Origin of the sequence: Streptomyces sp. Edi4 (genome assembly GCF_040253615.1) — a bacterium.
GTDB lineage: Bacteria > Actinomycetota > Actinomycetes > Streptomycetales > Streptomycetaceae > Streptomyces.
Window position 1 is genome coordinate 287,999 of the sequence record NZ_JBEJGY010000004.1, and the last position, 13,692, is coordinate 301,690.

5 protein-coding genes are annotated in these 13,692 nt (G+C 74.8%); all 5 read left to right on the plus strand.

The window, feature by feature from the left end; genetic code table 11:
- Positions 1-43: 43 nt before the first annotated feature.
- Positions 44-1,249, plus strand: coding sequence for a tryptophan 2,3-dioxygenase (locus ABR738_RS03340; RefSeq protein ID WP_350228446.1), 1,206 nt, complete (start codon positions 44-46; stop codon positions 1,247-1,249).
- A 242-nt stretch (positions 1,250-1,491) separates the two neighbouring features.
- Positions 1,492-1,728, plus strand: a complete 237-nt coding sequence (locus ABR738_RS03345) for an MbtH family protein (protein ID WP_350228447.1) — start codon at positions 1,492-1,494, stop codon at positions 1,726-1,728.
- Between the two features lie 110 nt (positions 1,729-1,838).
- Positions 1,839-8,924 carry a non-ribosomal peptide synthetase gene (locus ABR738_RS03350; protein ID WP_350228448.1) on the plus strand — a complete coding sequence of 2,362 codons (7,086 nt, stop codon included), beginning with the start codon at positions 1,839-1,841 and terminating at the stop codon, positions 8,922-8,924.
- A 164-nt stretch (positions 8,925-9,088) separates the two neighbouring features.
- Positions 9,089-12,331 (plus strand): non-ribosomal peptide synthetase, encoded by a 3,243-nt coding sequence (locus ABR738_RS03355; RefSeq protein ID WP_350228449.1) that lies wholly within the window; start codon positions 9,089-9,091, stop codon positions 12,329-12,331.
- The gene (gene glyA, locus ABR738_RS03360; RefSeq protein ID WP_350228450.1) at positions 12,328-13,683 is read left to right on the plus strand and encodes a serine hydroxymethyltransferase; all 1,356 of its coding nucleotides are present in this window, start codon (positions 12,328-12,330) and stop codon (positions 13,681-13,683) included. Before ABR738_RS03355 ends, glyA begins: the two co-directional genes overlap by 4 nt.
- Positions 13,684-13,692 lie beyond the last annotated feature (9 nt).

Here is a 13,692-nt window from a genome sequence, read left to right on the forward strand (position 1 = left end):
CGGGCCGTCTCCCGGCCCGGCCGCACACCACAACGGAGCGACCGTGACCGCAGCACTCTCCTCGGCCCCAGGGGCCGGGCATGCGCCCGCCATCCGTACGGACACACCCGCCGACGACCCGTCCCGAGCGCCCGGCGTCGGTGGCCCCAGCCTGATGGCGGCCCGGCCCGAGCCCGCCGACCTCGACCCGCGCCGCGCGCTGCGGGAACTCGCGCGCTGGCGCGGCGCGGGTCAGGACGCCGCGAGCTTCCCCTATCGCGCGGTGCTCGGCCACTACCGGACCGTCGGCAAGAACGCGGTCGGTGACGAACTCCTGACGGCGCTGCGCGCCATCCGTCCCCAGGGCGGCGCGGGGCCGGCGCGGCTCCTCGCGGACTGGCTGCCGCAGGTCGTGGACGGCCGCCACGGCGACTACGCCGGCTATGCGGGGATCCCGGTCTACACGTCGCTCGCCGAGAACGGCGCGAGCACCGACCACGTCATCACCGCCCTGCTCGCCGACATCGTGGAGACCGAGACCGCCACGCTGGCCGGCGCCCCGGCCGGCCGGCCCAGGGCCAGGGCGGCGCTGCGTGCCCTCATCGCGGCAGCGGGACTCGCGTCCCGGTACGGGACGACGAGCACGCCCCGCGCGCCCGACGAGGACGCCGCCCTGGTGCGCGCGGGCGCCGAGGCGGCCCGGGCGGCGCGGGAGAGGGTCACGGCCGAGGTGCTGCGGGCCGTGGAGCTGACGCTGACACCCACCACCCGCAGCCATGACGAGCAGATGTTCATCCGGCTCATCCAGATCTTCGAGGCGGTCTTCGCGGCGGTCGCCCGGGCCGTGGAGGCGGCGACGGAGGCGGTGGGCACGGGCCGGATCGACCTGGCACAGAAGCTGCTCGACGAGGCGACCCGCCATGTCACCGGCACATCCGGGGTGTTCCGGGTGCTGACCACGATGCCCAAGGACGCCTTCGCGGTGATACGGGCCAACACCGACGGGCGCAGCGCGGTGCAGTCCCGGACCTACCGGGCCGTGGAGCGCTCCTGTCCGACGCTGCACCTCGCGCTGGCGCGCAGTGGCCTCCCTGAGGACGAACTCGCGCCCGCCATGGCCGAGTTGGACGCGGCGTGGGGCGCGATGAAGCGTACCCACTGGGGCATCACGATGAAGGTCATCGGCACCGTGCGCGGCACCGGCGGCACCGACGGCGCCTCCTATCTACGGGAGGCCGCCGAGGTCCGGCTCTTTCCCGCGCTCGGCTGACCCACCCCCATTCAGTCGGCGTTCAGTGAGCCGTCAGTACGGCGCAGGCGGCACGACGGAGGCCCGTCCGGCCGCGCACAGGACCGGGCCAGGGCGCGTCCAGGGACCGCCAAGGGCAGGTCAAGGGCGCCGTCAGGGCCGGACGACAGCATCGAAGACAGAGCGGCCGGCCCCCACGGCCCGCCCGCTCGGCGGCACCCGACACGGCCGCCGCCATCCACCCACCGGATCGGAGCGCAGTGATGAGCAGCGAGGACACCACCGTCTACCAGGTCGTGGTCAACCACGAGGAGCAGTACTCGATCTGGCCCGCCGACCGGGAGCTGCCCGCCGGCTGGCGTGCCGAGGGCGTACGGGGCGAGAAGGCGCAGTGTCTGGCCCACATCGACGAGGTGTGGACGGACATGCGGCCGCTGAGTCTGCGCCGCGCGATGGAGCAGCAGGCCGCCGGGGCCGACGCGGTGCCGTCCGCCGGCTGAGGGCAAGCGCCGCGGCACGAGCAGCACCGCCGCGAGCGGCGGGCGGCGCCCCGGGTGACGGCGGCGGCAGGGACAGGGCATCGGACACCGAACGGTAAAGGGAACAACGCGTGGACCCGCGACTTGAGCATCAGGACTGGATCTCGGCGATCGCCGCCACCGCGGCGGCGGATCCGGACCGTACGGCCTTCGAGTTCTCCGGAAGGCAGGACGCGCCGGCCGAACGGCTGAGCTACGGGCAGCTCGACCGGCGGGCCCGGGCCGTCGCGGCCCGGTTGCGGCGGCGCGGTCTGACCGACTCCCCGGTGCTGCTGCTCCAGCCGCCCGGGCTCGAGTACGTGGTGTCCTTCGTCGGCTGCCTGTACGCGCGCGCCGTCGCGGTGCCGGTCTACCCGCCCAACCGCCGCCCCCGCTCCCTTGAGCGGCTGGTGGACATCGTCGCGGACTGCGGGGCGACGGTGGCGCTGACCACCGCCGCCGTCCGCGAACGGCTGCTGCCCGGCGACCCGGACGGCGCGGTGATGGACGTGCTGCGCCTGCTCGCCAGCGACCGGGTGCCCGAGGAGGAGGCCGGGGACTGGGTGCGCCCGCGCGTCGACGCGGACACGGTGGCGTTCCTCCAGTACACCTCCGGCTCCACATCGGCGCCGCGCGGCGTGGTGCTGACCCACGGCAATCTGCTGCACAACTCGGCGCTGATCCAGCGGGCGTTCCACACCACCGTCCGTACGCGCGGCATGTCCTGGCTGCCGCTCTTCCACGACATGGGCCTGATCGGCGGCATGCTCCAGCCGTTGTACTACGCCGGCTCCTGCTCGCTGATGGCGCCCACCGCCTTCGCCCAGGATCCGCTGCGCTGGCTGCGCGAGATCAGCAGGACCCGGGCCACGGTGAGCGGCGGCCCCAACTTCGCCTACGACCTGTGCGCCGATCTGGCCACCCCCGAGGTGCTGGCGGGACTGGATCTGAGCAGCTGGGAGGTGGCGTTCAACGGCGCGGAACCGGTGCGCGCCGAGACCTTCCGCCGGTTCGCCGACGCCTACGCCCCCGCGGGCTTCCGCGCCGAGGCCTTCACCCCGTGCTACGGCCTCGCCGAGGCCACCCTCATCGTCTCGTGCAAGCCGCACGGCACCGCCCCCGCCCGCTTCCAAGCCCCGAACGCGCTGCTCGCCGGCGTACCCGACGAGGCCCCGGGCGTGCCCGGGTCGGCGACCGGGAGCGGGACCACCGAACTCGTCAGCAGCGGACGCCCGGACGGCTCCCAGCGCCTCGAAATCGTCGACCCGCTCACCCGGCGGCCCGCGCCGGCCGGGGCGATAGGCGAGATCTGGCTCTCGGGGCCGAGCGTGGCCCAGGGCTACTGGAACCGTCCCGAGCACAGCGCCGCGACCTTCGGCGCCCGCCTCGCCGATGAGGCGGAGAACGACGAGAGCGCCGACGAGCAGACAGCCAAGGACCGCCCCGCCTTCCTGCGCACCGGCGACCTGGGTCTGCTGCACGAGGGCGAGCTGTACGTCACCGGGCGGCTCAAGGACCTGATCATCGTCCGTGGCCGCAACCACTACCCGCAGGACATCGAGCACACCGTCGCCGGCGTCCACCCCGCGCTGCGCCCAAACTGCGGCGCCGCCGTGCAGGTCGAACTGGCCGGCACCGCCGAGCTGGTGATCGTGCAGGAGGTGGCGCGCGACCATCAGGACGACGACCTGGAGGCGCTGGCCCGCGCGGTGCGTGAAGGCGTCGCCGAGGCCCACGGGGTGCGGCCGGCGGCGGTGGTCCTGATCCGCGCCGCGACGCTGCCGCGCACGTCGAGCGGCAAGGTGCAGCGCCATGTGTGCGCCGCCTCCTACCTGGCGGGGGACCTCACGGCGCTGGCGCACAGCGGCCGTCCGCAGGGCGCGGCGGCCGAACGGCCGGTGGCCCTGGACGCCGGTGCGCTGCGCGCGGCGGACCCCGCGACGCGTCCCGCGCTGCTGCTCGCCGCGCTGCGCGCCCTGCTCGCCGCGCGCCTCGGCATGGCCGCCGACGACCTCGCTCCTGAGCACCGGCTCGCCGAACTCGGCCTCGACTCGCTCGGCGCGGTCCGCCTGCGGCACGAACTGCGCACCACCCTCGGCGTCGACCTCGCCCTGACCGAAGCGCTCGCCCTCGACCTGTCCGGCCTCTCGCGGCTGCTCGCCGAGCGCTTCGCGGCCGGGGCCCAAGAGATCGGACCGACGGCGGTGGCCGAGGCAACCGAGCCAGGCGACCACCCGCTCTCCCCCAACCAGGCCGCCCTGTGGTTCCTGCACCAGGTCGCTCCGGAGAGCCCCGCCTACCTGGTCTCGGCCGCGTTTCGGGTGCACGGCGCTCTCGATGCGGCCGCCCTGCGCACGGCTCTCGCGACGCTGTCCGAGCGGCACGCGGTGCTGCGCAGCACCTTCCCGCGCACCGGATCGGGTCCGGTGCAGCGGGTGCACGCGGCCCTTGAGCCCGCCTTCGAGCAGATCGACGTCTCCGTCCTGAACGCCGCCGAACTCGCCGCTCTGATGACGGAGACGGCCGAGCAGCCCTTCGACCTGGAGTCCGGACCGCTGTTGCGGGCCCGGCTGTTCACCGGCGCCGACGACGGCCACCGTCTCGTCCTCACCGCCCACCACCTCGTGGCCGACCTGTGGTCCCTCTCGCTCCTCCTCGACGAACTGGCCGCCGGCTATCCGGCGGCGCTCAAGGGCGAGCCCACCCCGGCCCCGGTCGCCGCCGTCCCGTTCGCCGCCTTCGCCCGCCGCCAGGCCGAGCTGCCGGGCACCGCGAGCGGACGCCGTCAACTGAAGCAGTGGGAGCGGGAGTTGACGGGAGTACGGACCGGGACTTCGCTCCCCGCCGACCTGCCGCTGCCCGAGCGCCAGCGGCTGCGCGGCGCGGCCGTACCGCTGGCCGTGGACAGCGCCACCACCGAGGCACTGACGGCCCTGGCCCGGCGCGAGGGCAGCACTCTGTACACGGTGCTGCTCGCCGCCTTCCAGCTGCTGTTCGCGCGCTGCACCGGCGAGTGGGACGTGGTCGTCGGCACCCCCACCCACGGCCGCGCCGACGCCGCGTTCGCCGGGACGGTCGGCTCTCTGGTCAACACCGTGCCGCTGCGCACCCGGATCGAGGCCGCCGAACCGTTCACCGCACTCCTCGCCCGCGTGCGCGACGGCGCGCGCAGGGCTTTGGACGGCGCCGACGTGCCGTTCCCCGCGCTGATCGAACTGATCCGCCCGGACCGCGATCAGGGCGGACGGCCGCTGGTGCGCAGCCTGTTCAGCCTGCAACAGGCACCCGGCGGCCACGCCGACGCGCTGGTGGCGATGGCCACCGGTCGTGACGGCGTCCCCTTCACGCTCGGCGCCCTGGACTGCTCGACGCTTGCGCTGCCGGTCGGCGGCAGCCAGTTCGACCTGCAACTCACCCTGGGCGCCGCCGAGGGCGGGCTCGCCGGTTCGGTCCGCTACGACACCGACCGTTACCTGCCACGGACCGCCGAGCACTTCGCCGCGCGCTTCGTCACCCTCCTGTCCGCGATCGCGGCGGACACCGCACGCCCGGTCGGTGCGTTGCCGCTCCTGCCCCCGGCCGAGCGCCGGGCCGCCCTCGCCGAGGGCAACGACACCGCGCTCGCCTACGATCCCGCCGACGGCGTGGTGCGCCGCTTCGAGGCCCAGGCCGCCCGGACCCCTCGGGCCGTCGCGGTCACCGCCGCCGGATGGCAGGGCGGTGAGCAGCTGGACTACCGCACACTCGACCGGCTGGCCGACGGCGTCGCGGCGCGGCTGCGCGCCCTAGGCGTCGCTCCGGGTGACCACGTCGCCGTCCTGCTCCCCCGCACCCCGCCCCTGCTGGCCGCGCTGCTCGGCGTGCTCAAGTCCGGCGCCGCCTATCTGCCGCTGGACCCGGGCCACCCGGCCGAACGCCTCGCGCTCGTGCTCGCCGACGCCGACGCCGCCGTCGTCCTGACCGACCTGCCGGGCGAACGCGTCCCGGCCGGCGACTGGACGGTCCTCGCGCTCGACACCGTCGAAGAGGCCGAGCGCGCCGACGACACCCTGATCGCCCCCGAGTCCCCCGCCTACGTCCTGCACACGTCCGGCTCGACCGGTCGTCCCAAGGGTGTGGTGGTGCCGCACCGGGCGCTGGCGAACCTGCTCGCCTCCTTCGAGCGCGACCTGCCGCTTGCCCCCGGCGCGGGCTGGCTCTCCGTCACCACGCCCGCCTTCGACATCGCCGCGCTCGAATACTTCCTGCCCCTGGTCCGTGGCGCGACCGTGCACCTGGCCGACGCGGCGACGGCCGGCGACGGTTCACGTCTGCGCGGCTGCCTGGAGACCGGACGGGTCAGCCACCTCCAGGCCACGCCGGTGACCTGGCAGCTGCTCCTGGACGCGGGCTGGTCCGGCACTTTGGGCCTGACCGCGCTGTGCGGCGGGGAGCGGCTGCCGGCGGAGCTCGCCGCCGAGCTCCTGTCCCGTGGCGTACGGCTGTGGCAGGTGTACGGGCCGACCGAGACCACCGTATGGTCGGCGCGCGGCGAGCTCACCGAGGCCGGCGGAGCACTGCCGCTCGGCTCGCCGGTCGCCAACACCCGGCTGTACGTGGTCGATTCGGTTCTTGAGCCGGTCCCGTCCGGGGTCACCGGTGAACTCCTCATCGGCGGCGACGGCCTGGCGCACGGATATCTGGGCCGTCCCGGCCTGACCGCCGAGCGCTTCGTGCCGGACCCGTTCACCGCCGTACCCGGCGCGCGGCTCTACCGCACCGGTGACCTCGTCCGGCGCGGCCCTGACGGCGCGCTGCTCTTCGTCGGCCGCGCAGACACCCAGGTCAAGCTGCACGGGCACCGCGTCGAACTGGGCGAGATCGAGACCGCGTTGGAGCGACTGCCCTCGGTGCGCCGGGCCGCGGTCGTGGTGGACGGCGAGGGCGCGCGGGCCCGCCTTGTCGGGTACGTCGAGCAGCGGGAGACGCCCGCGGCGCCGGCCGAGCTGCGCGAGCGACTGCGCCGCACCCTGCCCGGCTATGCCGTGCCCTCCGTCCTCATGACACTGGACGAGCTGCCCCTGACCGCCAACGCCAAGGTCGACCGGCGGGCCCTGCCCGCGCCACGGGCCGCCGTCGCGTCGGAGACCCTGGAGGAGCCGGTCGGCGCGACCGAGCGGCGGATCGCCGCGCTCCTGGCCGAACTGCTCGAAGTCGAGCGGATCGGCCGGCACGAAGACCTCTTCGAGCGGGGCGCCCACTCGCTGCTCCTGGCCCGCTTCGCCGAACGGGTCCGCGCCGAGTTCGGCGCCGCCCCCGCACTGCACCAGCTGTTCGAACGGCTCACGGTCGCGGCCGTGGCGACGCTGGTGGAAGCGACCGCCGCCCGTCCGGCCGGGACACCGGCCGGCCGCCCCGGCCCCGGTCCGGGTGGACCGGTCCCGCTACACCGTCGAACGCGCCCCCGACGGCGCCCTGCGCCGGGCTCCGGGCGGCGCCACGGGCGGGCCGGCCGTGGGCCCGGGTTCGCCCGCGAGCCCGATCGCCGACGTGGTCGCGGACTCGTCCGCGAGCCGGGTCGCCGACATGGCCCTGGGCACGCACTCGCCCGCGAGCCCCGTCGCCGGCGCGGACGCCACCCCGGCCGCCCGCTCCGCCACCGGCTCGGGCTCCGTCGTCGGCTCGGGCTCCGTCGTCGGCTCGGGCGCGGGGGAGGCACGATGACCGCCGTCCCGCCGCTCCTCACCGACCGGACGAAGACCGGCCCGGATCCCGTGTCGAGCCGCCCGTACCTGCTGCGCTGTCCCGTCTGCCAGGAGAGCTACCAGGACGACGGGCTGCGTCTCGACTGCGCCGTGGTCCACCGCCCCGGTCTCCTGCGCACCGAGTACGCCGCCTCGTTCGCCCCCGCCCCGGGCAGCGGCCCGTTCCGCTACCGCTGCTGGCTGCCGACCCGGGGCCAGGTGCTGCCCGAGGGCAGTGGCGGCGCCACCTACCGCGCCGAACGGCTCGGTCGCGCCCTTGGCCTGAAGGAGCTGTGGGTCGCGTTCAGCGGTTACTGGCCAGAGCGCGGCGCGGCCCTGGCCACCGGCAGCTTCAAGGAGCTGGAGGCGCAGGCCGTGCTGGCCCGGCTGCCCGAGCGGCCGCCGGTCCTGGTGGTCGCATCCGCCGGCAACACCGCCGCGGCCTTCCAGCGGGTCTGCTCGGATCAGGGCGTCGAGTGCGTCCTGGTGGTACCGGACGCGGCACTGCCCGCGCTCGCCGCGGCCGGCGAACGCGCCGACTGCGTCCGGCTGGTGACGGTGGCGGGCGACTACAGCGACGCCATCGAGCTGGCCGACGCCATCGCCGCCCGGCCGGGCTTCCAGGCCGAGGGCGGCACCCGCAACGTGGCCCGGCGCGACGGCCTCGGCACCGCGTTCCTGTCCGCCGCCGAGACCATCGGACGGCTGCCCGACCACTACGTACAGGCCGTGGGCAGCGGGGCCGGCGCGATCGCCGCGCACGAGGCCGCCCGGCGGCTGCTGGCGAACGGCATGCCGGGATCGAAGCGGGTGCCGGTGTCGGTGCCGGACCGTACGCCCGAGCCGGCCCGTGCGGCGGCGTCGGACGGGAAGCACGCGCTGCCCAGCGGCGCGAGCACTCGGTTTGGGGCCCTGGAAGTCGGGACCACGGAGTCCGGGACCACTGATGTGCGGCTCGGCGGCCCACCCAAGCTGACACTTTGTCAGAACGCTGATCACGCACCGATGTTCCACGCGTGGCGAAACGGGTCGGCCGAGCCGGACGTCGGCTCGGAATCCGCGACACGGGCGGCCGTGGCCCGGGCGTACGCCCGGGAGCTCACCACCCGCACGCCGTCCTACGCCGCGGCCGGCGGGGTGCGCGAGATTCTTGCCGAGAGCGGCGGGGAGCTGCGCGTGGCGGACCGCGCCGAGGCGGTGGCCGCCGCACGGCTCTTCGCCGACGCGGAGGGCATCGACATCGAACCCGCCGCGGCGGTGGCCGTCGCCGGGCTGCGCAAGGCGGTCGCCGCCGGACGGATCCGGCCAGAGGAGACCGTGCTGCTGCACGTCACCGGCGGGGGCCGGGCCCGCCGCCGCGCGGCCACCCGCGCGCCCGGCGCGACCGGTCCCGACCTGAGCATCCCGGCCGGTCTCGACGCCCGGGCCGCCGCCGACCTGGTGACCGGCGCATGACGCCGCCCGAGAACGTTCCCCAAGTGGCGCTCAAGACAAGCGAGTTGCGGCGCACCTCGACCCCGGCGCCCGTAGACATACACGCCCCCGCGCTCCCCGAACCCGCCACCCCTGTCCCCCACTCCCCCTCAGAACCGTCCGGTCGGCAGAGAGCAGAGCAGACCATGCAGCAGTACGCCTTTCCCGCCACCTCGGCCCAGCGCCGGATCTGGCTGGTGGAGCGGCTGACCCCCAAAACCAGCGCCTACCATCTGCCATTCGCCCTGCACCTGGACGGGCCCCTCGACACCGCCGCCCTGACGGCCGCGCTGACCGAACTGGTCCGCCGGCACGAGTCGCTGCGCACCCGCTTCGAGGAAGTGGACGGCGAGCTGACGCAACTGGTCGGCGGGGAGGCGGCGTTCGCGTGGGAGACCCGCGAGACCCCGGCCGAAGAGCTGGCCCGCGTGCTGGCCGCCGACGCGGCGCGCCCCTTCGACCTGGGCCGGGGCCCGCTGCTCCGGGTGGTGCTGCACCGCCTGGCCCCGCAGCGCCACGTACTCGCGATCACCCTGCACCACCTGGTCGCCGACATGTGGTCGATCGGCATCCTGCTGGCCGAGCTGGCCAAGTGCTACGCGGGCAGGGGCGCCGAGCTGCCCGAACTGCCCATCCAGTACGGCGACTTCGCGGTGTGGGAGGGCGAGGCCCGAGCGGCGGACGAGGAGAAGGACCGGGCGTACTGGCGCACGGCGCTGAGCGGCGCGCCCGAACTCCTGGAGCTGCCCGGCGACCGCCCGCGTCCGGCGGCGCAGTCCCTGCGCGGGGCGATGCTTCCCGTGGAGCTCACGGCCGAGCTGTCGGCGGGGGTGCGGACGCTGTGCCGCCGGGCCGGGGTCACGCCGTTCATGGCGCTGCTAGCCGCCTTTCAGAGCGTCCTCGCACGTCACAGCGGCAGCGAGGACATCGTGGTCGGCACCGGCGCGGCGGTGCGCCCGGCCGAGGCGGAGGGGCTGATCGGCTGTTTCATCAACATCCTGCCCGTCCGTACCTCGCTCGCCGGCGACCCGACGTTCACCGAGCTCCTGCACCGGGTCCGTGCCGCAGCGCTGGCCGCATTCGACCACCGGTCCCTGCCGTTCGAGCGGATGCTGCCGGAGCGGGTGACAGGCCCGGCACTCAGCCACAACCCGCTGGTCCAGTCGCTGCTCCTGGTGCAGAACGCGCCGCTGGCCGCGCCCGACCTGCCGGGGCTCGAGGTGACCGTACGGGAGGTGCCGCGCGGCGGCGCCCAGGTCGACCTCAACCTCCAACTCCGCGAGGTGGGAGGACGGTTCACCGGGACCGTCGAGTACGCGAGCGACCTCTTCGACGCGCCGACCGTCGAGCGGCTGCTCGGCCACTGGCGCACCCTGCTGGCCGCCGCCGTAGCCGCGCCCGACACCCGTCTTTCGGCGCTGCCGGTCCTGACCGACCAGGAGCGGCAGCGGGCCCTGGTGGAGTGGAACGACACGGCGCACACCTACCCGGCGGCGGGGCCCTTGCTGCATGAGCTCTTCGAGGAGCAGCGAGCCCTGCGCCCCGAGGAGCCGGCCGTCGTCGCCACGACCGGCGAGCTGACCTACGCGGAACTCGACGCGTTCGCCGAGCGCGTCGCCGCGCGGCTCACCGGGCTCGGCGTGGGACCCGACACCACCGTCGGGCTGTGTCTGACCAAGGGCCCGGCGCTCGTGGCCGCCGTGCTCGGCGTGCTCAAGGCGGGCGGCGCCTATGTGCCGCTGGATCCGGCCTACCCGGCGCAGCGCCTCGCCTTCATGCTCAAGGACGCGGCGCCGCCGGTGGTCCTCACCGAGCGCGCCCTGGCGGAGCTGCTGCCCGACACCGGCGCCGAGCTCGTCGAGATGGACGACGCGCAGGACTGGCCCGCCACCCGGCGCCGTACCGCCCCGGCGGAACCGGACCACCTGGCATACGTCATCTACACCTCCGGCTCCACCGGCACGCCCAAGGGCATCGCCGTCCCGCACCGGGGTGTCGTCAACAACCTGCTCGATCTGAACGGCACCTACGGCATCGGGCCCGGCGACCGCGTGCTCGGCCTGTCCTCCCCGAGCTTCGACATGTTCGTCTACGAAACGCTCGGCATTCTGGCGGCCGGCGGCGCGGTGGTCGTGCCCCACCCCGACCGGGCGCGCGATCCAAACCACTGGGTGGACCTGGCGCGCCGCCACGGGGTGACGGTGTGGAACTCGGCGCCGGCGCTCGCCGATGCCTTCGTACGGGCCGGTCAGGAGCGGGGCGTTCGGCTGCCGAAGCTCAAAACGGCCTTTCTCGGCGGGGACTGGATCCCGGTCGCGCTGCCGGAGCGGTTCCGCCGGATCGCGCCCGGGCTCGCGTTCATCGCGCTCGGCGGCGCCACCGAGGCGTCCATCCACTCGATCACCTACCCGGTCGTGGAGAGCGACCCGGCCTGGACGAGCATCCCGTACGGCCGTCCGATGGTGAACCAGCAGGCCGTCGTCCTGACGCCGGCCCTGGAGCCCGCCCCGGTCGGCGTGCCCGGTGAACTCTGCCTGGCGGGCGGCGGGTTGACGCGGGGCTATCTGCGCCGCCCCGGCCTCACCGCCGACCGCTACCGTCCGCATCCGGCGGCCGGCAGCGGCCCGGTGCCCGCCGGCGCGCGCCTCTATCGCACCGGTGACCTCGCCCGCACCCGCGCCGACGGGGTGATCGAGCTGATCGGCCGCCTCGACCACCAGGTCAAGCTGCGTGGTCTGCGGATCGAGCTGGACGAGATCGAGGCGGTGCTGCGCCGCCATCCGGGGGTGGAGCGCGCCGTGGTCACGGCGCGCGGCGAAGGGGACGAGCGGCGCCTGGTCGGGTATGTGGTGCCCGCCGGGGGAGCCCAACTGGCGCCGTCCGCAGCGCAGTTGCGGGGGCTGCTCAAGGCGGACCTGCCCGAGTACATGGTCCCGGCGGTGTTCGTCACCCTCGACGCGCTGCCGCTGTCCCCCAACGGCAAGGTGGACCGGGCCGCGCTGCCCGAGCCCGACGAACGGGCCGACCGCGAGGGCGCCGCCTTCGTGGCCCCGCGCGACGACGTCGAACGGGTCCTCGCCGCGCTGTGGGCCGAACTCCTCGACGTCGACCAGGTGGGCGCCGAGGACGACTTCTTCGCGCTCGGCGGCCACTCACTGCTCGCCACCCGGCTCGCCTCGGCGCTCTTGGAGACCTTCGGCGTCGAACTGCCTCTGCGCGACCTGTTCGAGGCGCCCACCCTCGCCGAGCAGGCGCGACGCCTCGCGGCACGAGGTCGGGAGGCGGGCGCCGATGTCGCCGCGGTGGCCGAGATCGCCGCCGGACTGCTGGAGATGACCGACGAGGCGGCCCACGGGCTGCTCGTCGCCCACGAGAAGGGCCTGGCATGACCACCTCCACGAGCACCGGCGTCCTGGCCGGTCACGCGAGCCTCGGCGCGCACCGCCTGGCCGCCGCCGACCCGCTCCTTTCCGGACTGCTCGAACGCGAACACGTCCGGCAGAGCGAGACCCTGGCCATGGTGGCCGCCTCCAGCAGCGCCGACCCCTCGGTCCTCGCCTGCGCCGGAGCGACCATCTCCAACGTCACCACCGAGGGCTACCCCGGCGCCCGCTACCACGCGGGCTGCGAGGTCGTCGACGAGGTCGAGCGGCTGGCGGTCGCACGGGCCCGCTCGCTGTTCGGCGCCCAGTACGCCAATGTGCAGCCCCACTCGGGCAGCACCGCCAACCAGATCGTGCTGTGCACCCTGATGAAGCCGGGCGACACCCTGCTCGGCATGGAGCTGAGCGCGGGCGGCCATCTCACACACGGCTCGCCGGCCTCGGTGTCGGGCCGGTTCTTCCACGCGGTGGGCTACGGCACCGACGCCGACGGGCTGCTCGACTACGGGCAGGTGGCCGAGCTCGCCCACGAGCACCGGCCCAAGGTGATCGTGTGCGGCGCGAGCGCCTACCCGCGCACCGTGGACTTCGCCCGGTTCCGGCGCATCGCCGACGAGGTCGGCGCCTATCTGCTGGCCGACATCTCCCATATCGCCGGATTGGTCGCGGCCGGCCTGCACCCGAGTCCGGTCGACCACGCGCACGCCACCACCACCAGCACCTACAAACAGTTGTACGGGCCGCGCGGCGGACTCATCCTGCTGGGCCAAGATGCCCGGACGGTGCTGCCCGGCACCCGGCGCACGCTCAGCCGGGCCATCGCGCACGGAACCTTCCCCTTCCTCCAGGGCACCCCCGATCTGGGCGCGGTGGCCGCCAAGGCGCGCGCCTTCGACATCGCCGCCCAGCCGGAGTTCCGCGCCCTGGCGGGACGGGTGGTGGACGGCGCCCGCGAGCTGGCGCATGCCTTCGCCGGCCTCGGCCACACCCTGGTCACCGGTGGCACCGACAACCACATGGTGCTGCTCGACGTCGGCCGGCGCGGCCTGACCGGCGCGATCGCCGAGGCCGCGCTCGCCGACTGCCGGATCGTCGTCAACCGCAACCGAATACCGGGCGACCCACACGGACCCCGGGTCACAAGCGGCATCCGTTTCGGCACCAACACGCTGGCGCTGCGCGCCATGGGACCGGCCGAGATGCGCCGCTGCGCCGCACTGGTCGACCGGGTACTCACCGCCGTGACGCCCACCGGGGAGCGCGATTTCACGCTCGATCCGGCCGTCCGCGACGAGGTGCGCGGCGAAGTCGCCCGGCTCTGCCGGGAGTTCCCGCTGCCGCACCATCTGCCGGCCTGACCCACGTCC